Consider the following 24,696-nt stretch of genomic DNA (forward strand, 5'->3'; position numbering starts at 1 on the left):
AGAGGGGGCTAGGATATGTTTGTGGCGCGAAATCATAAGGGACTTTTGTGTAATGCTCTAGAGGAGAAGATTGAGAAAGAGGCTGATTTCGTCTGCCCCGCTTGTTCGGGGGCAGTCCGTTTTAAAAAAGGGAAGGTTATGCAGCCGCACTTTGCGCATGTTTCGCTAGAAGAGTGTAGTTTTTATAGGGAAAATGAGAGTGCTGAGCACCTCAACCTTAAGGCGGAGCTTTTTCGCTGGGCTGTCCAGACAGAAGAAGTTGAGGTGGAGGCTTTTTTGCCTGCTCTGCAGCAGATTGCTGATCTACTGGTTGATGAAAAACTGGCGCTTGAAGTCCAGTGCAGTCCTCTAAGTATAGAACGGCTGCAGGAACGGACGCTTTCTTACCGCCAGCATGGCTATCAGGTTCTCTGGCTTTTGGGGAGAAAAGTTTGGCTCAAGGATTCCCTAACTCGCCTGCAGAAGGATTTTCTCTATTTTAGTAAAAATATGGGCTTTCATCTTTGGGAGCTGGATCAAGAAAAGCAAGTTCTGCGTCTCAAATACCTGATTCACGAAGATCTGCATGGAAAAGTCCAGTACAAGACCAAGAACTTTCCCTTTGGTCACAGTCAGCTTTTGGATATTTTGCGTTTGCCCTTTCAAAAGCAGGAGATGAACAGCTTTCTGGCCCAGCAAGATCCGCAGATCTGCAATTATATCCGCCGTCAGCTTTATTACCAACAGCCTAGATGGATGCGGCTGCAGGCCCAGCTTTATCAGGCTGGAGATAATCTCCTGACTAAGTCAGCAGAGGATTTCTATCCGCAGGTTCGGCCAATACAAGCTGCTTCCTTCTGTCAGATAACTACCGACCTGACTGACTATTACCAGCAGTTTGAGAATTATTACGCCAATCTCCAGCAAAAAAATCTGCAAATTGTTTATTCACCGGCTTTTTATGAGATGATAGGAGTTTAGCATGGTATTAATAGAGGACGAAAAATTAAATGATAACCAACATGTGGATTTTACATTAAAAAAATATCATATTGATTCGAAAACTAAAGATGAGGTAATTAGGGAAGAGGGGAGTGAAACCTAAGTTGGCACGGTCTCCCAAATTTACGACAATGTATATGGCAATGAAGAACAATTTTTTATCTTTACAAATTTCTATCAATGATTCCGCTTTCATATTCTCGATAAAAATAGTATAACAATGATAAGATAAAACATTAATCCAAATCCATTTTCACATTTTCGTTAGGACATCAGTTTGAGCAAAGCTAACAAGCGAAAGGAGCTATCATGAAGAAAATAGTTATTATTTTTCTGAGTATCATCACGCTCAGTTCAGCTATGTTTTTAGGAGGTTGCAGTATGCTAAACAGTCGGTCAGAAAAAGAAGAAATTCTTCAGATTTCAGAAAGTAAAAAGATGAAGAAAGCCTTGGAAAATTTTCTCAAAGGTTTAGATCCTAAAGCTTTGACACCAGAAGGAAAGATTAAATCCTATGAAATTCAAAAGGATAAGTTAGATTATAATCCTATGGGTGGACTAAATGTTTATATAATTATTAATGGGAATGAAGTTTTGAATATTGATATGACTGTTCAAGAAGAAGATACTGGAGAATATGAAGTTGTATCATATGGTATTCCACAAGAATTGAGTGAGTTATTAGGAGAGAATTAACATGGCTAATAATGCAGAGTACAATGATAAGCAGAATGTTGCAGAAGCTTTGGTAGAGTATCGTGAATTAGAATTTGGGAGAAAATATTCAATAGCAGGTAAGAATGGATACATTGGTAATCTTTCTCAGGTATACGACAATGTAAATGGCCATGAAGAACAAATTTTTATCTTTATGAATCTTTAAAAATAATTCCGCTTTCATATTCTTTGGAAAAATAGTATAACAATTAATGAAGAAAATGTAAATAACAATGAAGAATAAGACTTTTTCTTCATAACTTCCTAGCAATGATTGCGCTATTATGTTATTTGGAAAAATAGCATAATAATTAATATAAAAAGTTAATCTAAATCTAGTTTCTCATTTTTGTTAAGGTACCAGCTTTAGCAAAGATGAGAAGCGAAAGGAGCCACCATGAAGAAAGTTTTTGTAATCTTTTTGAGTATCATCATGCTCAGTTCAGCTATGTTTTTAGGAGGTTGCAGTATGCTAAACAGTCGGTCAGAAAAAGAAGAAATGATTCAGATTGCGGAGAGTAAAAAATCTAAGAGATTGATTAAGCAAATGTTAAAGAAGAAAGATCCTGAAGCATTGACAGAAAAGGGAATAATCAAAAAATATACAATAAACGAAAGAAATCTTGAGTATAATCCCATGGGAGGTTTAATTGTTGAGCTTATAATCAACGATGATCCTGACTTGACAATTACAACAACATTAACGGAAGATTCTAATGGACAGATGGAATATTCTGGATACGTAATTTCTGGTGAACTCGCAAAGAAATTGAGGGGAGAATGACATGACATATGATAAAGAATTTTATATTTATGAATCTCCGATGATTCCGTTTTCATATTCTCGATAAAAATAGTATAATAATCAATATAAAACATTAATCTAAATCTAGTTTCCCATTTTTGCTAAGGCTCCAGCTTTAGCAAAGATAAGAAACGAAAGGAGCTGCCATGAAAAAAATTTTTGTCATTTTTCTGAGTATCTTCACGCTCAGTTCAGCTGTGTTTTTAGGAGGTTGTAGTATGCTAAATAGTCGGTCAGAAAAAGAAGAAATGATTCAGATTGCGGAAAGTACAAAAATGAAGAAGGCGATTGAGAAAGAGTTGAGAGAACTGGATCCTAAAGCTCTGACACCAGAGGGGAAGATTAAAACGTATAAAATTGAAAAGAATAAATTAGATTTCAATCCGATGGGAGGATTAGACATCTATTTAATAATTAATGATGATAAGAAGTTTGAATTAGACATGACTTTTCAAGAAAATTCAACCACTGGGGAATACGAGACGGGTGGCTATGGCATGTCTCCGGAATTTAACGAGCTAATTAGAGGAGAGAAGTAATATGCCTGATTATAAAAACCCTATTGATGGTAGCGAATATAGAGATAAACAACATGTTGAGACTGCTTTATATGAGTATAGGAGTATGTATGTTGGTAAACAATATGATGTAAAAGGGGGCGATTATTTAGGCACAGTCTCCCAAATTTATGATAATGTAAATGGCAATGAAGAGCAGGTTTATGTACTAACAAATAATGGAACGAATCGCGAGGCTGTTCCCTACTCAGCTTCGGATGCTGAGCGTGCTCAGGTGCAGGATGTGACAGTCATGATGCAGGGCTCTCAGACCAAGACGGACACTCCTAAGTTAATCCACGATACTGTTACGGATTGGCTGCCTACAGACTTTGTGACGGCATCTCACCGTCTGGGACCTGTAGGTGCAGTAGAATATGCTACCCCTTTTGTTTATCGTCATTCAAAAAATATTATTACTCAAAAAAGCCGAGAAGAACTAGATAAGGCAGATCGAGACGTAAGTAATAAGATAGGAAATGTAGTCGGAATCTTTAATAAAGATGCTGGTCAAGCAGTGAAGCAGAGCCTTAATTCTTTCAATAAAAATCCCTTTAATGAGCTGAGGAAGAATGTTATATCAAATCTTGCAGGTATTTCTGGCGGAACTTTCATGACAGGAATTGCTGCACCAAATATTATGGTAGCTGCTAGTTATCTCAAACAGACACAAGAGTTTCCTCCGGCTCAGTTTAAGGATGCGGCTAAGCATCTTAAGGAAACCATTCGTAAGTATCCGAATGCCAAGATTGATCTTTACGGACACTCTTTGGGCTCTATGGATATCCAGTATGCTCTATCCACCCTGACAGAGGAGGAGATGCGCCATATTGGCACAGTCCATATCTACAATGGCCCTAATATCTATCCTCTCTTGCCCAAGGAACAGCAGGCACGACTGGATAGCGCTAAGTATAAGATTTTTAATCATATCGACCATAAGGATATCGTCAGCTTAGGCTACAGCTTATCTGGCAGTGAAAATGCTGCTGGCATTGTACGCCATATTGCGACTGTCGAAAAAGAAATCGGCGATCAGCATATGATGGAGGGCTATATCTACGATAAAAATAAAAATTTTGTGCTTATGGATGGGACAGGAAAGACGACTATCAAGGATACCATCAAAGCAAATATGATTCCTTACCAGAATATGAAGAAGTATCTGTCTAAGGGGGGATTTAGCAGTAATGAAAAGATTTATCTAGACAGTGTTCAAGCCCAGGCAACTGTTCAAAATTTAGTAAATGTAACCAAACTAGGCTATGACACGTTGCAGCAGGCTAGAGATCAGGTTGTTAGCGAAGCGGAAAAGCTAGCAGAGCAGTTGGGAAAGGTTCCTCAGGGCTTCAGTCTTAGTCCAGATGAGGTGACTGCAGCCTATCAGGCTGGAGGTGCAGATTATCAATCATTGGTCGGATCTTTACAAGAGCACTTTGAAAGTCGATTGTCTAAATTTCAGATGCTTCTAACTATCTTTGAAGTTTTGCAAGGTCAGATTGAAGCTGGAATTGAGCAGCTGCTGGCTAAAGATCAGACATTAGCAGGAGATTTTGAGCAATGGAACCAAATCAATCAATGAAGCAGGATATAGCTAAAAAAGAAAAAGAGATGGAGGGACTATACTCAGAACTTCAGCAGGAACGTTTGAAGATTGATAAAGAACGAGATATCATACTATCTAAGAAAAAAGCTTTTTCCGACATGCTACAAGAAGAGTATGAAATGGCGACTGCTATTTTACGGAAACAAGAAAGGGACACTAGTATCGAATGGCAGACTCTAAATCAGTATATAGAAACCTATGATATATTGGCAGAAGAGGCTAGCAGCGAGGAATTGAAAAATCTTAATCTAAAAGATGAGAAAGTTTTGGAAACATTCTCTAAGCAGAGACGCCGTTTAGAATGGGAAATTGAAGATAGCTATTGTCGTCTTCGTGATTCTAAATAAATCTGCAGTTTAGAGCAGAGGAAAGGAAAAAGTCTATGTTTATATCAGAAATAGCTTCAGCACCAGTAAAAAGTTACTTTTCACCATCTAAAACAGCCGATTTGACAGAAATTAGGAAAGCAATAGAAAAGCAAATTATAACGAATGTTTTAGCTCCTCTTTTGTTAGCTCAAAAAAGCAGCCTTCAAAGCAATTATGATACTCTTTTTACCGATGTCGCAAAGACTGTTCAGGAGAGTGTGAAAGTAGCTGCAGATCAGATAGATAGCTCGATGAAAGGGCAATTTTCTAAAAAAGTTGTAAGCGTTATAGACAACAGCGGTACGAAATTTGAAGAAATTTAGCAATGAACTCTTTGGAATCTAATTTTTGTTTGGTTAGGAATTAGGTTCAAAGAGTTTTTTTATTAATTAAGTCTGTCTGCCTAGCTACTATGTGATTTTGGTACTTGAGTTTTATAAAAAGTAGAATTTTGTGATAGAATAGGGGAGTCGGAGGATTTTTTTATGGCAAAACAAAGAAATGAAATTGAAGAAAAATATACTTGGGATTTGAGTACCATTTTCCCAACAGATGAAGCCTTTGAAGAGGAATTGGCTCAGGTTTCAGAAGAAGTGAAGAAAGCAGCTGGTCTGGCTGGGCATTTGCTTGATTCAGCGGACAGTCTCTTAACAACGACTGAAGTGCAGTTGGACTTGATGCGTCGTATTGAAAAGCTTTATTCTTATGCTCACATGAAGAATGACCAAGATACACGTGTGGCTAAGTACCAAGAGTATCAGGCTAAAGGCATGACTCTTTACAGCGACTTTGGTCAAAGCTTTGCTTTCTATGAGCCAGAATTTATGGCGATTACAGAAGAGCAGTACCAAGCTTTCTTGGCTGAGCAGCCAGGTTTGCAGCTGTATCAGCATTATTTTGACAAGCTTTTGAAAAAGAAAGCCCACATCCTGACACAGCGCGAAGAGGAGCTATTGGCCGGTGCTGGTGAAATCTTTGGTGCAGCAGGCGAGACCTTTGCTATCTTGGATAATGCAGATATCGTCTTTCCTATGGTGCATGACGAAGATGGAAATGAAGTTCAGCTCAGCCACGGTAACTATATTACCCTAGTTGAGTCTAAGAACCGAGAGGTCCGCAAGGAAGCTTACGAGGCTCTCTACAGCGTCTACGAGCAGTATCAGCATACCTATGCTAAGACCCTGCAGACCAATGTCAAGGTTCACAACTACAATGCGAAAGTCCGCAAGTTTTCATCTGCCCGTGAAGCAGCCTTATCAGCTGATTTTATTCCAGAAAGTGTCTATGATAGTCTAGTTTCAGCTGTCAATAAGCATTTGCCTCTTTTGCAGCGTTATATCGCTTTGCGAGCGAAGATTTTAGGCATTTCTGATTTGAAGATGTATGATATGTACACACCTTTGTCAGAGACAGACTACAAGTTCACTTATGAGGAAGCCTTGGCTAAGTCTGAGGAAGTCCTGGCTATTCTGGGTGAGGATTATTTGAGCCGAGTGAAGACAGCTTTTTCAGAGCGCTGGATTGATGTTCATGAAAATCAAGGCAAGCGCTCAGGGGCATACTCAGGCGGTTCTTATGATACCAATGCCTTTATGTTGCTCAACTGGCAGGACACGCTGGACAATCTCTTTACCTTGGTGCACGAGACAGGCCACAGTATGCACTCCAGCTACACCCGTGAGACCCAGCCTTATGTCTATGGAGACTATTCTATCTTCCTAGCTGAGATTGCTTCGACGACCAATGAAAATATCCTGACCGAGAAGCTCTTGGAAGAAGTAGAAGACGATGCTACGCGCTTTGCTATTCTCAATCACTTCTTAGATGGCTTCCGAGGAACCGTCTTCCGTCAAACCCAGTTTGCTGAGTTTGAGCATGCTATCCACAAGGCTGACCAAGAAGGTCAAGTTTTGACCAGCGAGTTTCTCAATGAGCTCTACGCTGACTTGAACGAGAAATACTATGGACTGAAAAAAGAAGATAATCCACAGATTCAGTACGAATGGGCTCGGATTCCTCATTTCTACTATGATTATTATGTTTTCCAATATTCGACAGGATTTTCAGCGGCTTCTGCCTTGGCTGAAAAGATTGTCCATGGTAGTCAGGAAGACAAGGACAAGTATCTGGACTATCTCAAAGCTGGGAACTCTGACTATCCACTCAATGTCATCAAAAAAGCAGGTGTGGATATGGAAAAAGAAGACTACCTAAACGCTGCTTTTGCTGTCTTTGAGCGTCGCTTGGACGAATTTGAAGCCTTGGTAGAAAAGTTGGGACTGGCATAAGATGGTCGAGACTTATAACCAAAACTCTAATCCCAATATGCGTCGGCCAGTGGTCAAAGAAGAGATTGTGGATTTTATGAGGCAGCGTCTCCAACCGGTCACTGGTGGACTCAAGGAGCTGGAGAATTTTGCCAAAGCTGAAAATGTGCCCGTGATTCCCCATGAGACAGTGGCCTACTTCCGCCTGCTACTCGAAAGCCTGCAGCCTGAGAAGATTTTAGAAATCGGTACTGCTATTGGATTTTCGGCCCTTTTGATGGCGGAGCATGCTCCTCAGGCTCAGATTACGACTATTGATCGCAATCCAGAGATGATTGAGCTGGCCAAGGCTAATTTTGCTAAGTATGACAGCCGTCAGCAAATCACTCTGCTGGAAGGTGATGCGGTGGATCTGCTTGAGACACTAGAGGATTCTTACGACCTTGTCTTTATGGACTCTGCCAAGTCCAAGTATGTGGTCTTTCTGCCCCATGTCCTCAAGCGCCTCAATCCTGGTGGTCTGGTCCTCATTGATGATGTCTTTCAAGGTGGCGATGTTGCCAAGCCTTTTGAGGACATTAAGCGTGGTCAACGAGCTATTTACCGTGGCTTGCACAGCCTGTTTGACGCAACTTTGGACAGTTCAGATTTAACTTCCAGTCTGCTTCCCTTGGGAGATGGACTGCTTATGATTAGAAAAAAATGACATCTCTGATTTTTTCCTAATTTCCAAAAATTTTTAGTAAAATTTAAGATATCAATTCAAATTTGTGCTACAATAGAAAACGTGAACTTTTAAGAATAAGGAGTCAATATAAAATGAAGAAAAAAATATTTGCAGGAGCTGTGACACTCTTGTCAGTCGCAGTATTAGCAGCATGTTCCAACTCAGAAGGCAAGGACATCGTGACCATGAAAGGAAACACGATTACTGTCAATGAATTTTACGATCAAGTGAAAAACAATGGTGCAGCTCAGCAGGTCTTGCTGCAGATGGCTATCAAAGACATTTTTGAAGAAAAATACGGCAAAGATGTCAAAGACAAGGATGTTAAGGATGCTTTCGAAAAGTCTAAAACGGCTTACGGTACGGCTTTTGCCCAAGTCTTAGCCCAAAATGGATTGACCGAAGATGCCTACAAGGAGCAAATCCGCACCAATATGCTGGTAGAGCATGCCGTTAAGAAGGCTGCTGAAAAAGAGCTGACTGACGAAAACTACAAGGCTGCCTTTGAAAACTACACGCCAGAAGTAACAGCTCAAATCATCAAGGTTGACAGCGAAGACAAAGGTAAGGAAGTTCTTGAAAAAGCTAAAGCTGAAGGAGCAGATTTCAGTCAAATCGCTAAGGAAAACTCTACCGATGCTGCCACTAAGGAAAAAGGCGGAGAAATTAAGTTTGACTCTGGCTCTACTGATGTTCCAGATGCTGTCAAAAAAGCTGCTTTTGCTTTGGAAGAAAATGGCGTTTCAGACCTTGTGACTGTTCCAGATTCACAGTACTCAGCAAGCTACTATATTGTTAAGTTGGTCAAGAAGTCAGAGAAATCTTCTAACTGGAAAGACTACAAAGACAAGCTGAAAAAGATTATCATTGCGCAAAAAGAAAAAGATACTAGCTTCATCCAAAGCGTTGTGGCGAAAGAGCTGAAAGATGCCAACATCAAGGTTAAGGACAGTGCTTTCCAATCTGTCTTTGCTCAGTATATTGAAACGACAGGCTCTTCAACTTCTTCATCAAGTGCTGCCAGCAGCTCAAAGACTTCTGAGTCTAGCTCAGCAGCTGAAAGCAGTTCAGCGGAAGCTTCATCATCAGCCGCAGAATAAGGTTGACGAAAAGAGAATAAGCAAGTATAATAAGACTGGTGAGAATTGATTTTTCAAGTTCTTAGTTCAGAGAATTGGCGGTGCTGCGAGCCATCTGAGACGGAGAATCATGCTACTCATCTTGAAAAATAGAATATGAAATGAGAATGACAAGTTCATTGAATGAAGGTGGTACCGCGGTTTTTCGCCCTTCGGACAAGGAACTTGTCTTTTATGTTGACTGTGGAGGTAATATAATGAAAACCTATCTTGTCAAACAGAAATTTCGCTTAGGCGGCGAACGCTTTGATATCAAGGACGATCGAGGAAATGTGGATTACCAAGTGGAAGGCTCTTTCTTCCAGATTCCTAAGACCTTTACTATCTATGATAGTCAAGGACAAATCGTCAGTCAGATTACCAAGACCCTTATAACCCTCCTGCCCCAGTTTGAAATCAAACTCAGAAGTGGGCATAGCTTTTATATCCGTCAGAAATTCTCTTTTTTGCGTGATAAATATAAATTTGATAATTTGGGTCTTCGAGTTGAAGGGAATATCTGGGATTTAAACTTTCGTCTGCTGGATGACAGCAATCAAGTCGTTGCAGAGATTACCAAGGAGCTTTTCCATCTAACCTCTACTTATCAGGTGAGTGTCTATGATGTGACTTATTCAGATTTGGTGATTTCCCTCTGTGTCGCTATTGATTATGTCGAAATGCTGGAAAGTTCGTCGTCATAATGCAATTATTTTTAGAAAAAAATTAAGGAGAAAAAGAAATGAAACAAATGTCAAGTGCTCAGGTTCGTCAAATGTGGCTGGATTTTTGGGCAAGTAAAGGTCATGCAGTAGAACCATCTGTCAGCTTGGTGCCGGTCAACGATCCAACCTTGCTCTGGATTAACTCTGGTGTAGCAACCCTCAAGAAATACTTTGATGGAACCATCATTCCAGAAAATCCTCGAATTACCAATGCGCAAAAAGCCATTCGAACCAATGATATTGAAAATGTCGGAAAGACTGCCCGCCACCATACTATGTTTGAAATGCTGGGCAACTTCTCTATCGGTGATTATTTCCGTGATGAAGCAATTGAGTGGGCTTACGAGCTTTTGACTAGCCCTGAGTGGTTTGATTTTCCCAAAGACAAGCTCTACATGACCTACTATCCAGATGACAAGGACTCATACAACCGCTGGATTGCTATGGGAGTTGAGCCCAGTCATTTGATTCCGATTGAGGATAATTTCTGGGAAATCGGTGCGGGACCTTCTGGACCGGATACAGAGATTTTCTTTGACCGGGGTGAGGCTTTTGATCCAGAAAATATTGGGGTCCGTCTCTTAGAAGAAGATATTGAAAACGACCGTTATATCGAAATCTGGAATATCGTCTTGTCACAATTCAATGCTAACCCTGCTGTACCACGTAGCGAGTACAAGGAATTGCCACATAAGAACATTGATACGGGCGCAGGTTTGGAGCGTTTGGTCGCTGTTATCCAAGGGGCTAAGACCAACTTTGAGACCGACCTCTTTATGCCAATCATTCGTGAAGTAGAGAAACTGTCTGGCAAGGTCTATGATCAAGATGGCGACAATATGAGTTTCAAGGTTATCGCAGACCATATTCGTTCGCTTTCCTTTGCCATTGGTGATGGGGCTCTTCCTGGAAATGAAGGTCGTGGCTATGTCCTTCGTCGTCTTCTTCGTCGTGCTTCAATGCATGGCCAAAAGCTGGGTATCAATGAGCCTTTCCTTTACAAACTGGTTCCAACTGTGGGCAAGATTATGGAAAGCTACTACCCAGAAGTTCTTGAAAAGCAAGACTTTATCGAAAAGATTATCAAGAGTGAGGAAGAATCTTTTGCTCGTACTCTGCACTCTGGTCAACACTTTGCAGAAACAATTGTGGCAGATTTGAAAGCTAAGGGACAAACTGTTATTGCTGGTCAAGATGCCTTTAAACTCTACGATACTTACGGTTTTCCGCTGGAGTTGACCGAAGAAATCGCTGAAGAAGCAGGCATGACTGTGGACCGTGCTGGCTTTGAAGCGGCTATGAAAGAGCAGCAGGATCGGGCGCGTGCGTCTGTCGTCAAGGGCGGCTCAATGGGCATGCAAAATGAAACCTTGCAGGCCATCACCGTAGAAAGTGCCTTTAATTACGAAAAAGAAGAGCTGATAGCTGAACTCCTTGCTATCGTGGCGGATGATGCATCAGTAGAGTCTGTTGAGACAGGAACAGCTGCCCTCATCTTTGCAGAAACACCATTCTATGCAGAAATGGGTGGTCAGGTAGCTGACCACGGTCAAATCTTTGATGGAGCAGGCAAGCTGGTAGCGCAAGTTACGGATGTGCAAAAGGCACCAAATGGTCAGCCACTGCATACTGTAGAAGTTTTTGCTCCTCTGGCTCTGGGTCAAAGCTATAAACTGGAAATTGACCATAGCCGTCGCCATCGTGTCATGAAGAACCATACGGCGACTCACCTCTTGCACGCAGCCCTGCATAATGTTCTTGGTAACCATGCAACCCAGGCAGGATCTCTGAACGAAGTAGAATTCCTGCGCTTCGACTTTACGCATTTCCAAGCAGTGACAGCAGAAGAGCTGCGTGCTATCGAGCAAGAAGTCAATGAGAAAATTTGGGAAGCCCTTGCCATTGAGACAGTAGAGACAGATATTGACACGGCTAAGGAAATGGGTGCTATGGCGCTCTTTGGCGAAAAGTATGGTAAAGAAGTTCGCGTCGTAACCATCGGTGACTACTCTGTCGAGCTTTGCGGAGGAACTCACGTGGGCAATACTTCTGAAATCGGCATTTTCAAGATTGTCAAAGAAGAAGGGATCGGATCCGGAACTCGCCGTATCTTGGCAGTCACCAGCAAGGAAGCTTTTGCAGCCTACCGCGAGGAAGAAGAAGCGCTCAAGGCTATCGCAGCGACCCTCAAGGCACCGCAAATCAAGGAAGTGCCTCACAAGGTAGAAGCGTTGCAAGAGCAGCTGCGTCAACTGCAAAAAGAGAATGCAGAGCTCAAGGAAAAGGCAGCAGCAGCGGCCTCTGGTGAAGTCTTCAAGAATGTTCAAGAGGCAAATGGACATAGCTTTATCGCTAGTCAGGTCTCTGTTTCTGATGCAAGCGCCCTGCGTACCTTTGCGGACACTTGGAAGCAGAAGGACTATTCAGATGTTCTCATACTGGTCGCAGCAATTGGAGACAAGGTCAATGTTCTTGCAGCCAGCAAGACCAAGGACGTCCATGCGGGTAATCTGATTAAGGAATTGGCACCGATTGTAGATGGTCGAGGCGGCGGTAAGCCAGACATGGCTATGGCCGGCGGCAGCAAGCAATCAGCTATTCCAGACCTGCTAGCAGCAGTTGCTGAGAAGTTGTAATATTAGATAACAGATAGATGAAAAGGTCTGCTCTTTGGGCGGATCTTTTTCTGTGCTCTCAGCTCCTTTACTTCTCTATATGAGAAGCAAATAGGCCGTTTTTCGGCAAGAAAGTATGAATTGTTTTAGAATAAATAATGATATTTTCAAAAATATTGCATAAAAATACAGAAAATACTTGACAAAGGGAAAATATGCGAGTAAAATAAAACGCATATTTATACGGAGGTGTTTTAAAAATATGCGAATTTCGATTGTAGGAATAACTGGTTATTCAGGAATGGAACTCCTCCGTATTTTACTGCAGCATCCGCAGGCAGAAGTCGTTTCCCTTCATGCCAGCCAAGATATGGAGGCTCCTGCGTCAGAGCTTTATCCTCATTTGAAGGGGATTTGCGACCTGAAAATAGAAGCTTTCGACAGTCAGGAAATAATGCGACGAGCAGATCTTGTTTTCTTTGCAACGTCAAGCGGAGTGGCTAAAGATTTGTCAAAAGATTTTGTAGAAGCGGGATTTCCAGTTATTGACCTATCTGGTGATCATCGTTTACCAGGGAATATTTATAAAAAATGGTATCAGAAAGAGCCAGCTGAAGACTATGTCCAAAAAGCGTTTATTTATGGGCTGTCTGAGTTTACAGATGTCAGGGGGGAGCGATTTATTGCCAATCCCGGCTGCTATGCGACAGCTACAGAGTTGGCCTTGATTCCCTTACTGCAGGCTCAAGCTATTGAGTTGGGCTCTATTATTGTCGATGCCAAGAGCGGTTTAACAGGGGCGGGGAAAAATCCAGCTGCATCCAGCCATTTTGTTCATGTGCACGACAATTATGTGACTTACAAGCTGAATCAGCATCAGCATATTCCGGAGATTGTGCAGCAATTGCAGCGTTTTGATAAGAGATTGCAGCAGATTCAGTTTTCAACTTCCCTCATTCCGCTCAATCGTGGCATCGTAGCGACGGTTTACAGCAAGTTGAAGGAACCTTTGACTCGGGAAGAACTGGCTGCTATTTACCAAGATTGCTATCAGGACAAGCCTTTTGTCCGTATCCAAGCTGATCTGCCGAATTTGCATCAGGTTGTCGGTACTAATTATACAGATATTGGTTTTGACTATAATCCTGTGACAAATATTTTAACTGTTGTGGCTGTGCTGGATAACCTGATTAAAGGGGCTGCTGGTCAGGCGGTTCAAAATATGAATCTGATGCTGGGCTTTCCTGAAACAGATGGCCTGCTCAGTCAGCCTTCCTATGTCTAGATGAGAAAGGGTTAGATATGAAGATTATTGATGGAACGATTGCCAGTCCGCTAGGCTTTTCGGCTGATGGCTTACACGCTGGCTTTAAGAAAAAGAAGTTGGATTTTGGCTGGATTGTATCAGAAGTGCCGGCCAGTGTGGCAGGAGTCTATACGACTAATAAGGTCATTGCTGCTCCGCTTCTAGTGACTAAAGCCTCAATCCAAAAGAGCCAGAAATTGCAGGCAATAGTTGTAAATTCTGGTGTTGCCAATTCCTGTACAGGCCAGCAGGGACTGGACGCCGCCTGTGAGATGCAGCGATTGACTGCTCAAAAGCTGAAGATTGAGCCCGACTTGGTAGGTCTGGCTTCTACAGGAGTCATCGGCGAGCAGCTTCCAATGGATGCTCTGAAAAATGGTCTGTCACAGATTCTGGTGAGTGGCAAGTCAGAAGATTTTGCTGAGGCTATCTTGACGACGGATACTTGCACTAAGACCTGTGTAGTCACAGAAGAGTTTGGCTCAGATTTGGTGACTATGGCGGGGGTGGCCAAGGGCTCGGGCATGATTCATCCGAATATGGCGACCATGCTGGCCTTTATCACCTGTGATGCCAATATTTCCAGTGCTACCTTGCAAAAGGCTCTCAGTCAGCATGTGGAGACTACTTTCAACCAAATCACCGTGGATGGAGATACATCGACCAATGACATGGTATTAGTCATGGCGAACGGCTACCGACAAAATGAAGAAATTCTACCAGATACGGAAGAATTTGAAAAGTTTTCTAAAATGCTCCGCTATCTTATGGCTGACTTGGCTAAGAAAATTGCCAAGGATGGCGAGGGAGCGACCAAGCTGATTGAAGTTAATGTGCGGCACGCCAAGGATGAACGGAGTGGCCGTATGATTGCTAAGAGTGTCGTTGGCTCTAGCTTGGTCAAAACGGCTATTTTTGGTCAAGATCCCAATTGGGGACGAATCTTAGCAGCTATCGGCTATGCGGGAGCAGATGTCTCGGTAGATAATATTGATATTTGGATTGAGGGGATTCCAGTCATGCAGGCTTCTAGCCCTGTGGCTTTTGACCCCGAGGAGACGAGTGATGCCATGGCTGGGGAGCTGCTGACCTTGACCATTGACCTGCACGATGGGGACGCTGAAGCTCAGGCCTGGGGCTGCGATTTATCCTATGATTATGTGAAAATCAACGCCCTCTATAGAACCTAAGGAGAAATGCAATGAAAGATGTGATTGTTATAAAAATTGGTGGTGTTGCTGCGCAAAAGCTGTCTACTAAGTTTATCAAGCAAATGCAAGCGTGGATAGCAGCTGGTAAGAAAATCGTGGTCGTTCACGGGGGTGGTCTGGTCATAAACCAACTTATGAAAGAGCGCCAGCTGCCTACTCGTAAGGTTAAGGGGTTGCGGGTGACAGCTAAGTCTGACTTACCCATTATTGAGCAGGCCTTGCTAGGTCAAGTCGGCCGGACGCTGACACAAGAACTGAACGACTCAGATATTGAAAGCCTTCAGCTGGTTTCACATTTGGGAAAGACAGTTTCGGCGGACTTTATCGACAAAGACCTCTATGGCTATGTCGGTGATGTGACGGCCATTCAAACTGCCTATCTAGAGCAGCTGCTAGCTGAGGACATAGTCCCAGTGCTGGCTTCGCTGGGGGAAAATGCAGCTGGCGAGCTCTTAAATATCAATGCAGATTATCTAGCTGCGGCAGTTGCTAGCAGCTTGCAGGCAGAGAAGCTGATTCTGATGACAGATATAGAAGGGGTTCTGGAGGACAAGAAAGTCCTGCCCCAGCTTCTGACCAGTCAGGTTTCCAAGAAGATTCAGACAGGTGTCATCAAGGGCGGCATGATTCCTAAGATTGAGAGTGCTGTCCAGACTGTGCTTTCCGGTGTCGGGCAGGTTCTGATTGGTGACAATCTTTTGACGGGCACCTTGATAGCAGAGGGATAACGATGACTTATTTATTTGAAAACTACAAGAGGGCACCCATTGAGTTTGTTAAAGCAGAGGGCTCCTATCTGATTGACAATGAGGGAAAGGCTTATTTGGACTTTTCATCGGGGATTGGTGTAACCAATCTTGGCTTTCACCCGCAGATCCAGCAGGCTTTGATACAGCAGGCAGGGCGCATCTGGCACAGTCCCAATCTCTATCTTAGCTCTCTGCAAGAGCAGGTGGCTCAGGAACTGGCAGGTTTTTATGACTATTTGGCATTTTTTTGCAATAGCGGAGCAGAAGCTAATGAAGCTGCTATTAAGCTAGCCCGCAAAGCTACTGGCAAGCAAGGCATTATCACTTTTCAGCAATCTTTTCACGGTCGGACCTTTGGCGCTATGGCCGCAACAGGACAGGTTAAGATTAAGGAAGGATTTGGTGATGGGGTTCCTCACTTCAGCTATGCGGTTTACAATGATCTGGCCAGCGTAGAAGAGTTGGTCAATCAGGATACGGCAGCTGTCATGCTGGAATTGGTCCAAGGAGAATCAGGAGTTCGTCCAGCAGAAGATGCTTTTGTAAAAAACTTGGCTGATTTTTGCCGACGGGAGGGGATTTTGCTGATTGTTGATGAAGTGCAGACAGGTATGGGGCGCACGGGTCAGCTTTATTCCTTTGAGCATTATGGGATTATACCGGATATTGTGACACTGGCTAAGGGGCTGGCCAATGGCCTGCCCGCTGGCGCTCTATTAGGAAAATCTAGCTTGGTTCCGGCTTTTGGACCTGGCAGCCACGGCTCTACCTTTGGTGGCAATAAATTAGCCATGGCAGCTGCCTTGGAGACTTTGCATATCATGAAAGAGACGGGATTTATGGAAGAAGTCAGGTCTAAGAGTGCCATCTTACTGGAGCAGCTGCAGTTTGCTTTTCAGGACCATCCAAATATTTCTGCTGTTCGAGGCCTGGGCATGATGATTGGGATTGAAACAAGTGCCAGTCTGTCAAAGATTGTTGAAGCCGCTCGTCAGAAGGGCTTGATTATCCTGACAGCCGGAGAGAATGTTATCCGTCTCCTGCCGCCTTTGACTATCAACAGGGAGGAAATTCAGCAAGGGATTGCTATTTTAAAAGAAGTATTTTCAGAATTAGATGAATAAAGGAAAAGAGAGTGGGACAGAAATCGGTAATTCGTTAGAATTCGATTTCGTCGTCCCACCTCCGCACAGTTGAGTAGGGCTGTAAAAGCTGATGAAATCAGCGTAGTAGAGCCCACTCAACCACTGCGTCTTGCTCGACAATCCAAAGACAATTGAGAGGCTAGGACTTTTGTCCCAGCCCCTTATTTGTCTATGATAATGGTGTTCTTGACAATGATTATTATTTTTTTGACAAATATACTTGTCAAAAAGAAAAGAATCTGTTACAATACTTTTGAACAGGAAATGGAGGGACGCTTATGAATGCATTCTTATGGTTCTTGCTTCCGATGACTTTTATGGTTTTTATCTTTGGGATTGATTCTTCCAATAAGCTAAAACGGATGCAGGGACGGATAAAGTCTTTAGAAAGAAAAAGAAAGGGGAACAAAACAATGTCACAATTTTTAAAAGAAATGATTGGAAAGAAGCCGACAATTATGAGCGAGTCAATTGGAACCAATAACTGGCTGGTAAACTGGCTGGTAGTGGATGTGGATGAAGAATGGGTCAAGCTGAGCATGACAGATAAAAAAGGTCAGACCAAGACCAAGCTGATTCGTATTGAAGACATTCGGTCTATCGAGCTTTAGGAGAAGTGGGGGATTTTAATGAAATTAAGAAATCGACTCAAGGAGTTGAGGGCGCGTGACGGTCTCAACCAGACAGAACTGGCTAAGCTGGCCGGTGTTTCCAGGCAGACAATCAGCCTTATAGAGAGAGGCGAATATACCCCGTCGATTGTGATTGCCCTTAAGATTGCCCATATTTTCAATGAAAACGTTGAGAATGTCTTTCGGCTGGTGGAGGAAGCAGAATGAAGAACCAATTAAGATTCATTTCAACAGGAGCTAAAACAGTCCTTCAGCCTCAGCATTCTTGTATCATCTATTGTAAAAAAATAAAGGAGAAGAAGTCGTGAAAGAGCAAAAACGTATATCTACACAGAAAAGAGTTTTATATAATGTCCTTATATTTCTAGCTGGAGCTTTAATAGGTGGTCTGTCTATTTTGTTTTCTGAAACTGGTCTGCTAAAAAACATCAGTTGGTCGACTATTTTTTCTGTTCAACTGCTGCGCCAGCTAGGTAGGGCCAGCCTTATCATCCTCTATCCCTTGGTCTTTTTCTTGATTTATCGGACTCGTAAATACAATGAAGCCTATGAAAAAGAAGCAGATGAGGATAAGAATTATGAATGGTACCGGCTAACCTTTAAAAATCTGGAATATGCGACTATTGTCTTTAATATCAGCAGTGCTATCGTTCTTTTTACGATTTTAGTTGGAGTTGTTTTTATTGGAAATATTACTAATCATAAGAGCCCGCTTCAGTGGAGTTTTATAGATTATGCGATTGCCTTTCTTTATATTATTTTGCAAGTTGTCTTTTTAAAGACAGTTCAGAAGGTGCGGCACTATAAGCTATCAGCCTTTCCGACTACTGAGGAAATAAAAGAATTTGTGCTCTCTTATGATGAGTCAGAGCTGCAAGCCAATTATGAACAGTGCTATCTTATTCTCTTCAATGTAAATCAGAGACTTCTGCCAATCCTCTATATTGTTTTAGGGATAGTGGGAACTTTCACCCCCCTCAATGTCGTTTCCGGTTTTGTCGTCCTAGTGGTGATCCATATCTATATCAATCTTATGTATTATCCAATGGTAAGAAAATATTTCAAATAAGCTTATTTCCCGATGAAAGGCGGAAATTATGAAACTACTGAAAGAACTTGATTTTATCCATAATAAAAAGGTCAATCTGACTCTGAATATAACGGCTGTATTGCTGATTTTCCCTTTTCTAGCCCTCTTTACTTGGATTGCTATTCTGATGTATGGCAAGGGTAGCGAAGTTTTTCATTTTTTTGACTTACTCTACCTCCTTGTTCTAATGGTCATTCATGAGCTGATCCACGGCTTTTTCTTCAAGGTCTTGGGGGATGAAAATACCAAGGTCAAGTTTGGTTTTAAGAGCGGCATGGCCTATGCGACTAGCCCAGGCAGTCGTTACAGTCGGAAAAGGATGCTCGTCATTATCCTGGCACCATTCTTTCTGATTAGCCTAGCCTTGACTTTGATCTATGGCTTGCATATTCTAACTGCGGCTTCTTATATCGTCCTTGCTAGCTTCCATGCAGCCGGCTGTGCAGGAGATTTTTTCCTCGCTGCCGCTATTCTCCGGCAGAAGGGGGAAATCGCTGTTGAGGATACGGAAGTCGGGATCAATATTTATCAAAAGGAGAATACAAAATGAACAACTTCAAATCAACTGCTTTAGGACTTGTAAAATGGATAGGCTTAATTGCTCTTAGCCTCCTTATAAATGTTGCTCCGATGCTATTCTTAAGGCTCGGGAAGAGTTTACCTATTTATGCAGAAATCTTATTGGTAGCCTTGTATCTGATTTTAGTTTTCTTAATTTTTCGTAGCTTGTGGCGGCGATATCAGAAGCATGTGCCTGAAGAAAAGAAGAAATTCAAACTGTCTGGCAAGGATATCGGTTTTGCTTTTCTATTCTTTTTCCTTGCCAGAGTGGCTGCTATTGTCGGTGTTTATCTCAATCTCATCCTGAGCGGCAATTCCCAGACCAGTAATGACAGTGCCATACAAGGGCTAGGGGGAATGATGTCTTCGCAGCATATCTTCTTTGCCTTGCTCTTTGTTGCAACGATTGCTTTTATTGCTCCTATCATGGAAGAATTAATTTTCCGCGGTTTTGGGACTGCCTTCTTTTTCAAAAATAATCAAAAAGTTTTGGCTGCCATTGTGACTTCTGTGGTCTTCACTCTGCCTCATATCACTCAATTGACAGAGTTCCCAATTTATTTTGCACTTGGACTGGTTCTTTATTTATCCTATGCTCGTCGGGGGAATATAAAAGATTCCATGTTGGTTCATATCCTGAACAATCTCCCCATGGCTATAATATTGCTGCTAGCCATGTTTAAGTAAATCAATCTATAAGGAATCACTATGAAATTAAAAACTTTCTTTACTAATTTTGGACTTTATATACTTGTTCTCTTGGCCTATTTCTATATATTTTCGGCTATAGTTGTCTTCACTATAGATTCTCTGACAGGAGGAACTTCTCAACTATTAATTTTGCCGATTTTTGTCATACTTGCAAGTCTCTATTCTTTTGCCATGTGGAAATGGTATAAGCAAAACTTGAAACTGGAAATCAAAAATACCAAGCTGACCAGCTCTATCTGGCTTCCTAGCGTCCTCTTGCTTGCTTTTATCATCTTCCAGCAGCTCGTGCCTATTGAATCTTCTGCCAATCAGAACACTGCTGTACAATTGATTCAGCAGCAGCCAGCCTTTGCCTTCCTATACATGGTAATCTTTGCTCCTATTCTAGAGGAGTTGTTGACACGAGGATTTTTGGCTAAGTTTCTCTTTCCCGACCAAAATAGCTTAGCGAAAATCCTGCTTTATTTAACTGTATCTGCCAGCTTCTTCTCTCTTCTGCACATGCCGGGCAATCTAGTTCAGTTTCTGGTTTACTTCATCTTGGGGGCAATCTTTGGCCTAGGCTATCTAGCTAAGAAGGACCTGCGCTACTCAATGGGGCTACATTTGGCCAATAATCTAATTGCCTTTGTTCTCATTGTCTTCTTTTAGTAGAAAAAGTTAAATATAGGACAGCACTTCTAAAGTTAGACAGAAAAATCTAACGGCAGAAGTGTTTTTCTGTGGAATGGATTTTAAATACTAAACTGCTTTTCTGGTCTTTCGAAAGCTAGCAGTTTCAAATTCTTGTGAAAGTGTTTTCCAGATGGTATAATAAGCTATCAAACGAAAAGAGGTTTCCTTATGTCTAAAGTCCTATTAATTGTCAACCCTAGCTCGGGAGGCGAAAAAGCCAAGTCCTATGAAGACTTGGCAAGAGAAAAACTGGCAGAATGTTTCAATGAGGTAGTAGTCAAGCATACTGAAAAAGGCGGAGACGCAGCAGCTTTTGCTAAGCAAGCCGCAGAAGACCGTTATGATAGCGTCTTTGTCATGGGTGGCGATGGAACAGTCAATGAAGGAATCAGCGGTCTGGCTGAACTAGACTATCGTCCGACCTTTGGTTTCTTTCCACTTGGTACGGTCAATGACTTGGCGCGTGCTCTCGGCATTCCCCTAGACGCTGAAGAAGCCATCCAGAATCTGGATATCAACAAAGTCAAGCCACTTGATATTGGCAAGATTAACGACCAGTACTTTATGAATGTGGTTGCCATTGGAACCATTCCAGAGTCGATTAACAACGTAGATTCTGAAGACAAGACCAAGTGGGGTAAGTTTGCCTACTTTATCTCTGGCTTCAAGCAGTTGATGGATACTAGTTTTTACGAATTTCACTTAAAGATTGATGGAGAAGAGCGCACGATAAAGAGCAGCACACTCTTGATTGGCTCTACCAACTCAATCGGAGGTTTCGAGAGCATTCTCCCTGAAGCCACTGTCAATGACGGCTTGCTTCATCTCTTGTATCTTAAGGATAAAAATCTCTTGGACACCTTGGTTTCTGTTCCAGATTTGATTTCGGGCAATGGAGAAGAAAGTAATAATATCGAGTATCTGACCTTTAAGGAAATCACAGTTGAGTTGGCTGACGATAAGGCAGAGCTTAGCGTCAACGTTGACGGAGATGAGGGCGACCAACTGCCAGTAACGATTCGTGTCTTGCCATCTCACTTGAATGTGTATTGCTAGTTTTTTGTGTTTAGGCTTAAAAAAGAATATGATAGAAGGACTCCAAACTTTTAAGTTTGGGGTCCTTTAATATTTGCAATATGCTAATTTTTAGATTTACATACTTTTCTCAAGTGATGGCGGACGTCAGCGACCTCCTGCAGAGTTCCATGACTAGTTATTGAGTCTAAGGTCTCAATAGCTCCGCTCTACCTAACTGTTGCAACAGTTAGGTAGATTTCATCACTGAGAAAAGGAAGTAATCTTTTTAGAATTTTATTAGTAAAATCTTTCCAGTTATGCTATAATAAATCTAGAATAACATGATAACATAAGCAAAGGTTTCCTGATTTATTTGGGAGGGGAATTGACGATGCAAGGAAAAGAATTTGGACAGCATTTGAAACAGCTTCGATTAAATAGGGGCTGGACCAAGGAGCAATTGTGTGGTGATGAGTCAAAGCTTTCTATACGGCAGTTAACGCGTTTGGAGTCCAGCATTTCCCAGCCGACTCTCTCTACTTTAGAATATCTTGCTTCCTGTCTAGAGGTCGATTTGGCAACCTTGACAGGAAGTAAAAAAGAAGATGTAGCTCTACCTGCTGATTACCAGCGCTTGAAGTATAAGCTGATTCGGACGACCACTTATGGCAATACCAAAGTCTTGTCCGAATTGGAGCATATCATAGATGAGATTTTTGAAGTTTATTATGATGATTTGCCAGAAGCTGAGCAGAATGTAATGGATATCTTGCAATCAAAGATTTATACTTATACTTCTGAGAAATTCCAGAAGTATGGAATGACTCTCTTTTCCCAGCATTTGGATGATTTGCAAAGTAAAAAGCATTATGACGTGAATGACTTACTCTACATCCAGCTCTATCAGATCTATGTGGGAGATGAAGAGGAGATTCGGTCAGCTAAGTTTGATAAGGAATTATATACAAGAATCGCTCGGCGATTACTGCAGTCAGTTGACTATATTCCAAATGAATATCTCTTTCTCATGCGAGATGCTCTACTAACAATCCCAGGTATTGAGTGCGAGCGAAAAGAGTTCATTTATACAAAAGATACACTCAACAAACTTAATATAATCATGGAATTGACAGAGGACTATCAAAAGAAACCGCTGATAAGAATGTTAGAGGGAGAATATGAGCTTTTCGTACACAAGGACGAGAAAAAGGCTCAACAATACTACGAAGAGGGACTGACGCTGGCGAAATTGTTAGGTCATACTTTTCTATCTAAAAAAATGTCTGAGGAGTGGAATAAAGAACTTCGGCTCTATCATCAAGGCTAGCAGGACATCTATGTCCTGTTTTGGCAAAATCTTTCGTGTTATAATTAGGCAAACCTAAAGGAGGTCCTTTTATGAAAAATGCAAAATTAATGTTTCTTGCGACTGCGCTCGCTTCTTCTATTGTCTTGCTTGGTGCTTGCAGTAAACAGCAGGAGAAGCAAACATCTCAAAATAGCAGCTCTAGCCAAACAGTTCAAACTTCTAAATTAGATTCTAAGTCTGAAGCGAAAGCTGTTCAATCAGCTAGCCAAGATGAAACTAATGTAGCGTCAGTATCTTCTGAAGCTCAGCCTAAAAATGAAACAAAGTCTGACGCGAAAGACCCAGCGACTCCAGCAACGAGTATTGACGTCAATGCTTTGGCAGCAGGAGATTTTTCGACTGTAGCCGGTACTTGGCAAAATGATTTGGGGGATGTGATAGTATTGAATAATCAAGGGGTTGTTTCTCATACTCTGAATGGAAAAGAATCCAGCGATTATACTTTACTAAAAGGTCAAGTAAGCGATGGTAGTTATGTATCTACTCTTGCTTATACTGCTGGTAGCAGCAGCGCAACCTTTTTAGTGATTCCTGAAGGAGCTGTTTTGCCTGATACTGGAAACGAAAATCCTAAAGCACAGATTCGAGTTGGACAAGATGCTATCACTGCTTCCCAGCATCCGTATTATCGAGTAGCTGATTAACTAATTTTACTTGATTATTATATGTTTGAAACTTAGAGGAGGTTCCCTTTATGAAAAATGCTAAATTTCTGCTTACTAGTACAACGCTTGTTGCGTCCGTTTTCTTACTTATTTCTTGTGGCAAACAGCAGGAGAAGCAAACATCTCAAAGCAGTAGCTCTAGTCAAACAGTTCAAACTTCTAAATCGGATGTCAAGTCTGAATCAAAAGCTATTCAATCAGCTAGCCAAGATGAAACTGATGTAGCGTCAGCATCTTCTGAAGCTCAGCCTAAAAATGAAACAAAGTCTGACACGAAAGATTCAGCCACTCCAGCAGCAGGTATTGATGTCAATGCTTTGGCGGCAGGAGATTTTTCTACTGTGGCTGGTACCTGGCAAAATGATTTGGGAGATCAATTTGTTATTGATGGCAATGGTTCAACAGTGCTCAAACGAAGTTCAGGAGAAGTGATTGACAATAATACCTTTTACAATGGTAGAGTTGATAATAATAAATATGTCGTATCTTTTGGGTACTATAGCTCTGGTAGCAGTGATCCCTTGTTCTTTATTCCAGAAGGTGCTGCATTGCCCTTGACAGGTAATCCTGCTCCAAAAGAACAATTGCAACTAGGTAGCGATGCTATCACTGCTTCACAGCATCCGTATTATCGCGTATCTAATTAGTGACTGTATAGGTGGGGTTAGGGATGATGTTCCCAGCTCCACCTTTATTTGGATAAAGATATGAAGGGAGTAAAAAATGGCCACCTTAATGATGAAAAAAATAGCTGAGGACTTAAATAAGATTAGAGTATTGGATGAAAATGGAGCTTTGGTGGCTTACTATGCCCTTCTGCCGGCTGACTTTTCTGGTGGTGACAGCAAGCTTTATCTTGAAAATCCAACGAGTCAAAGGCGGATGTATAGAATTTATCAAAATATGAAACCCTTTTTATTTCCTATTGTCCCAGCTCATGATTGTACCGTGATTTATCTAACATCTGAGGCTGGAGTTGAGATTACAGTCGCAGAACATCTGGAAGAATATATCTACGATAATCAATAGATTAATAGTCAGTCAAAACCCCTCTTTCCGTATTTTGGAAAGAGGGATTC

At 41.9% G+C, this 24,696-nt stretch carries 29 protein-coding genes; all 29 read left to right on the forward strand.

Going from position 1 to position 24,696, the window contains the following annotated elements; translation table 11 throughout:
* The first annotated feature begins 15 nt into the window (after positions 1-15).
* The 29 genes from K4I03_RS08150 (at position 16) to K4I03_RS08285 (ending at position 24,646) form a co-directional block, all read left to right on the forward strand.
* Entirely contained in the window at positions 16-960 is a 945-nt protein-coding gene (locus tag K4I03_RS08150; protein WP_227964570.1) for a competence protein CoiA, read from the forward strand.
* 1 nt (position 961) lies between these two features.
* Complete coding sequence (locus K4I03_RS12555; RefSeq protein WP_265333619.1) at positions 962-1,084, forward strand: hypothetical protein; 123 nt, start codon at positions 962-964, stop codon at positions 1,082-1,084.
* 206 nt (positions 1,085-1,290) lie between these two features.
* Complete coding sequence (locus K4I03_RS08155; protein ID WP_032914211.1) at positions 1,291-1,677, forward strand: DUF1310 family protein; 387 nt, start codon at positions 1,291-1,293, stop codon at positions 1,675-1,677.
* A gap of 1 nt (position 1,678) precedes the next feature.
* Positions 1,679-1,864 carry a hypothetical protein gene (locus tag K4I03_RS08160; RefSeq protein ID WP_227964573.1) on the forward strand — a complete coding sequence of 62 codons (186 nt, stop codon included), beginning with the start codon at positions 1,679-1,681 and terminating at the stop codon, positions 1,862-1,864.
* Between the two features lie 231 nt (positions 1,865-2,095).
* Complete coding sequence (locus K4I03_RS08165; RefSeq protein ID WP_227964575.1) at positions 2,096-2,482, forward strand: DUF1310 family protein; 387 nt, start codon at positions 2,096-2,098, stop codon at positions 2,480-2,482.
* 167 nt (positions 2,483-2,649) lie between these two features.
* Complete coding sequence (locus K4I03_RS08170; protein WP_227964578.1) at positions 2,650-3,042, forward strand: DUF1310 family protein; 393 nt, start codon at positions 2,650-2,652, stop codon at positions 3,040-3,042.
* Position 3,043: 1 nt separating this feature from the next.
* On the forward strand, positions 3,044-4,642 hold the full coding sequence (locus K4I03_RS08175; RefSeq protein WP_227964580.1) for a hypothetical protein: 1,599 nt from the start codon (positions 3,044-3,046) through the stop codon (positions 4,640-4,642).
* A complete protein-coding gene (locus K4I03_RS08180) occupies positions 4,639-5,013 on the forward strand; it encodes a hypothetical protein (RefSeq protein ID WP_321573172.1) in 375 nt (124 codons plus the stop codon). The genes K4I03_RS08175 and K4I03_RS08180 overlap by 4 nt, the downstream gene beginning before the upstream one ends.
* A gap of 35 nt (positions 5,014-5,048) precedes the next feature.
* Positions 5,049-5,357, forward strand: coding sequence for a hypothetical protein (locus K4I03_RS08185; protein ID WP_002912043.1), 309 nt, complete (start codon positions 5,049-5,051; stop codon positions 5,355-5,357).
* Between the two features lie 162 nt (positions 5,358-5,519).
* Positions 5,520-7,322, forward strand: coding sequence for an oligoendopeptidase F (pepF, locus tag K4I03_RS08190; protein WP_227964586.1), 1,803 nt, complete (start codon positions 5,520-5,522; stop codon positions 7,320-7,322).
* A 1-nt stretch (position 7,323) separates the two neighbouring features.
* A complete protein-coding gene (locus K4I03_RS08195; RefSeq protein ID WP_227964588.1) occupies positions 7,324-8,007 on the forward strand; it encodes an O-methyltransferase in 684 nt (227 codons plus the stop codon).
* Between the two features lie 113 nt (positions 8,008-8,120).
* Positions 8,121-9,128, forward strand: coding sequence for a peptidylprolyl isomerase PrsA (gene prsA, locus K4I03_RS08200; RefSeq protein WP_002897941.1), 1,008 nt, complete (start codon positions 8,121-8,123; stop codon positions 9,126-9,128).
* A gap of 140 nt (positions 9,129-9,268) precedes the next feature.
* A complete protein-coding gene (locus K4I03_RS08205; RefSeq protein ID WP_227964590.1) occupies positions 9,269-9,850 on the forward strand; it encodes an LURP-one-related/scramblase family protein in 582 nt (193 codons plus the stop codon).
* 38 nt (positions 9,851-9,888) lie between these two features.
* Positions 9,889-12,507, forward strand: coding sequence for an alanine--tRNA ligase (gene alaS, locus K4I03_RS08210; protein WP_227964593.1), 2,619 nt, complete (start codon positions 9,889-9,891; stop codon positions 12,505-12,507).
* A 241-nt stretch (positions 12,508-12,748) separates the two neighbouring features.
* Complete coding sequence (gene argC, locus K4I03_RS08215) at positions 12,749-13,771, forward strand: N-acetyl-gamma-glutamyl-phosphate reductase (protein WP_227964595.1); 1,023 nt, start codon at positions 12,749-12,751, stop codon at positions 13,769-13,771.
* Between the two features lie 17 nt (positions 13,772-13,788).
* Positions 13,789-14,982 (forward strand): bifunctional glutamate N-acetyltransferase/amino-acid acetyltransferase ArgJ, encoded by a 1,194-nt coding sequence (argJ, locus tag K4I03_RS08220; RefSeq protein ID WP_227964597.1) that lies wholly within the window; start codon positions 13,789-13,791, stop codon positions 14,980-14,982.
* A gap of 11 nt (positions 14,983-14,993) precedes the next feature.
* Complete coding sequence (gene argB / locus K4I03_RS08225) at positions 14,994-15,731, forward strand: acetylglutamate kinase (RefSeq protein ID WP_125348458.1); 738 nt, start codon at positions 14,994-14,996, stop codon at positions 15,729-15,731.
* 2 nt (positions 15,732-15,733) lie between these two features.
* Positions 15,734-16,876 carry an acetylornithine transaminase gene (locus K4I03_RS08230; RefSeq protein ID WP_227964610.1) on the forward strand — a complete coding sequence of 381 codons (1,143 nt, stop codon included), beginning with the start codon at positions 15,734-15,736 and terminating at the stop codon, positions 16,874-16,876.
* 299 nt (positions 16,877-17,175) lie between these two features.
* Positions 17,176-17,508: a hypothetical protein gene (locus K4I03_RS12615; RefSeq protein ID WP_002921810.1), complete on the forward strand. Its 333-nt coding sequence runs from the start codon at positions 17,176-17,178 to the stop codon at positions 17,506-17,508.
* Between the two features lie 18 nt (positions 17,509-17,526).
* On the forward strand, positions 17,527-17,736 hold the full coding sequence (locus K4I03_RS08240) for a helix-turn-helix transcriptional regulator (RefSeq protein WP_002896031.1): 210 nt from the start codon (positions 17,527-17,529) through the stop codon (positions 17,734-17,736).
* Positions 17,737-17,833: 97 nt separating this feature from the next.
* Complete coding sequence (locus tag K4I03_RS08245; RefSeq protein ID WP_002925430.1) at positions 17,834-18,598, forward strand: DUF3169 family protein; 765 nt, start codon at positions 17,834-17,836, stop codon at positions 18,596-18,598.
* Between the two features lie 28 nt (positions 18,599-18,626).
* The gene (locus tag K4I03_RS08250; protein WP_227964612.1) at positions 18,627-19,169 is read left to right on the forward strand and encodes a DUF3267 domain-containing protein; all 543 of its coding nucleotides are present in this window, start codon (positions 18,627-18,629) and stop codon (positions 19,167-19,169) included.
* Complete coding sequence (locus K4I03_RS08255) at positions 19,166-19,867, forward strand: CPBP family intramembrane glutamic endopeptidase (protein WP_002929867.1); 702 nt, start codon at positions 19,166-19,168, stop codon at positions 19,865-19,867. Before K4I03_RS08250 ends, K4I03_RS08255 begins: the two co-directional genes overlap by 4 nt.
* A gap of 21 nt (positions 19,868-19,888) precedes the next feature.
* Positions 19,889-20,542, forward strand: a complete 654-nt coding sequence (locus K4I03_RS08260) for a CPBP family intramembrane glutamic endopeptidase (protein WP_227964616.1) — start codon at positions 19,889-19,891, stop codon at positions 20,540-20,542.
* A gap of 162 nt (positions 20,543-20,704) precedes the next feature.
* Positions 20,705-21,622, forward strand: a complete 918-nt coding sequence (locus tag K4I03_RS08265) for a diacylglycerol/lipid kinase family protein (protein WP_227964824.1) — start codon at positions 20,705-20,707, stop codon at positions 21,620-21,622.
* Positions 21,623-21,974: 352 nt separating this feature from the next.
* Positions 21,975-22,910 (forward strand): helix-turn-helix domain-containing protein, encoded by a 936-nt coding sequence (locus K4I03_RS08270; protein ID WP_227964619.1) that lies wholly within the window; start codon positions 21,975-21,977, stop codon positions 22,908-22,910.
* A 71-nt stretch (positions 22,911-22,981) separates the two neighbouring features.
* Positions 22,982-23,596: a DUF6287 domain-containing protein gene (locus K4I03_RS08275; protein ID WP_002897925.1), complete on the forward strand. Its 615-nt coding sequence runs from the start codon at positions 22,982-22,984 to the stop codon at positions 23,594-23,596.
* Between the two features lie 50 nt (positions 23,597-23,646).
* A complete protein-coding gene (locus K4I03_RS08280; protein ID WP_227964622.1) occupies positions 23,647-24,264 on the forward strand; it encodes a DUF6287 domain-containing protein in 618 nt (205 codons plus the stop codon).
* 76 nt (positions 24,265-24,340) lie between these two features.
* Positions 24,341-24,646, forward strand: coding sequence for a hypothetical protein (locus K4I03_RS08285; protein ID WP_002912062.1), 306 nt, complete (start codon positions 24,341-24,343; stop codon positions 24,644-24,646).
* Positions 24,647-24,696 lie beyond the last annotated feature (50 nt).

Source organism: Streptococcus sanguinis (assembly GCF_020729725.1).
GTDB lineage: Bacteria > Bacillota > Bacilli > Lactobacillales > Streptococcaceae > Streptococcus > Streptococcus sanguinis_V.

Bases quoted from the DNA above. Each gene is read 5' to 3' on its own strand.
- K4I03_RS08150 (WP_227964570.1), top strand. From the start codon at position 16: ATGTTTGTGGCGCGAAATCATAAGGGACTTTTGTGTAATGCTCTAGAG.
- K4I03_RS12555 (WP_265333619.1), top strand. From the start codon at position 962: ATGGTATTAATAGAGGACGAAAAATTAAATGATAACCAACATGTGGAT.
- K4I03_RS08155 (WP_032914211.1), top strand. From the start codon at position 1,291: ATGAAGAAAATAGTTATTATTTTTCTGAGTATCATCACGCTCAGTTCA.
- K4I03_RS08160 (WP_227964573.1), top strand. From the start codon at position 1,679: ATGGCTAATAATGCAGAGTACAATGATAAGCAGAATGTTGCAGAAGCT.
- K4I03_RS08165 (WP_227964575.1), top strand. From the start codon at position 2,096: ATGAAGAAAGTTTTTGTAATCTTTTTGAGTATCATCATGCTCAGTTCA.
- K4I03_RS08170 (WP_227964578.1), top strand. From the start codon at position 2,650: ATGAAAAAAATTTTTGTCATTTTTCTGAGTATCTTCACGCTCAGTTCA.
- K4I03_RS08175 (WP_227964580.1), top strand. From the start codon at position 3,044: ATGCCTGATTATAAAAACCCTATTGATGGTAGCGAATATAGAGATAAA.
- K4I03_RS08180 (WP_321573172.1), top strand. From the start codon at position 4,639: ATGAAGCAGGATATAGCTAAAAAAGAAAAAGAGATGGAGGGACTATAC.
- K4I03_RS08185 (WP_002912043.1), top strand. From the start codon at position 5,049: ATGTTTATATCAGAAATAGCTTCAGCACCAGTAAAAAGTTACTTTTCA.
- pepF (WP_227964586.1), top strand. From the start codon at position 5,520: ATGGCAAAACAAAGAAATGAAATTGAAGAAAAATATACTTGGGATTTG.
- K4I03_RS08195 (WP_227964588.1), top strand. From the start codon at position 7,324: ATGGTCGAGACTTATAACCAAAACTCTAATCCCAATATGCGTCGGCCA.
- prsA (WP_002897941.1), top strand. From the start codon at position 8,121: ATGAAGAAAAAAATATTTGCAGGAGCTGTGACACTCTTGTCAGTCGCA.
- K4I03_RS08205 (WP_227964590.1), top strand. From the start codon at position 9,269: ATGAGAATGACAAGTTCATTGAATGAAGGTGGTACCGCGGTTTTTCGC.
- alaS (WP_227964593.1), top strand. From the start codon at position 9,889: ATGAAACAAATGTCAAGTGCTCAGGTTCGTCAAATGTGGCTGGATTTT.
- argC (WP_227964595.1), top strand. From the start codon at position 12,749: ATGCGAATTTCGATTGTAGGAATAACTGGTTATTCAGGAATGGAACTC.
- argJ (WP_227964597.1), top strand. From the start codon at position 13,789: ATGAAGATTATTGATGGAACGATTGCCAGTCCGCTAGGCTTTTCGGCT.
- argB (WP_125348458.1), top strand. From the start codon at position 14,994: ATGAAAGATGTGATTGTTATAAAAATTGGTGGTGTTGCTGCGCAAAAG.
- K4I03_RS08230 (WP_227964610.1), top strand. From the start codon at position 15,734: ATGACTTATTTATTTGAAAACTACAAGAGGGCACCCATTGAGTTTGTT.
- K4I03_RS12615 (WP_002921810.1), top strand. From the start codon at position 17,176: ATGAATGCATTCTTATGGTTCTTGCTTCCGATGACTTTTATGGTTTTT.
- K4I03_RS08240 (WP_002896031.1), top strand. From the start codon at position 17,527: ATGAAATTAAGAAATCGACTCAAGGAGTTGAGGGCGCGTGACGGTCTC.
- K4I03_RS08250 (WP_227964612.1), top strand. From the start codon at position 18,627: ATGAAACTACTGAAAGAACTTGATTTTATCCATAATAAAAAGGTCAAT.
- K4I03_RS08255 (WP_002929867.1), top strand. From the start codon at position 19,166: ATGAACAACTTCAAATCAACTGCTTTAGGACTTGTAAAATGGATAGGC.
- K4I03_RS08260 (WP_227964616.1), top strand. From the start codon at position 19,889: ATGAAATTAAAAACTTTCTTTACTAATTTTGGACTTTATATACTTGTT.
- K4I03_RS08270 (WP_227964619.1), top strand. From the start codon at position 21,975: ATGCAAGGAAAAGAATTTGGACAGCATTTGAAACAGCTTCGATTAAAT.
- K4I03_RS08275 (WP_002897925.1), top strand. From the start codon at position 22,982: ATGAAAAATGCAAAATTAATGTTTCTTGCGACTGCGCTCGCTTCTTCT.
- K4I03_RS08280 (WP_227964622.1), top strand. From the start codon at position 23,647: ATGAAAAATGCTAAATTTCTGCTTACTAGTACAACGCTTGTTGCGTCC.
- K4I03_RS08285 (WP_002912062.1), top strand. From the start codon at position 24,341: ATGGCCACCTTAATGATGAAAAAAATAGCTGAGGACTTAAATAAGATT.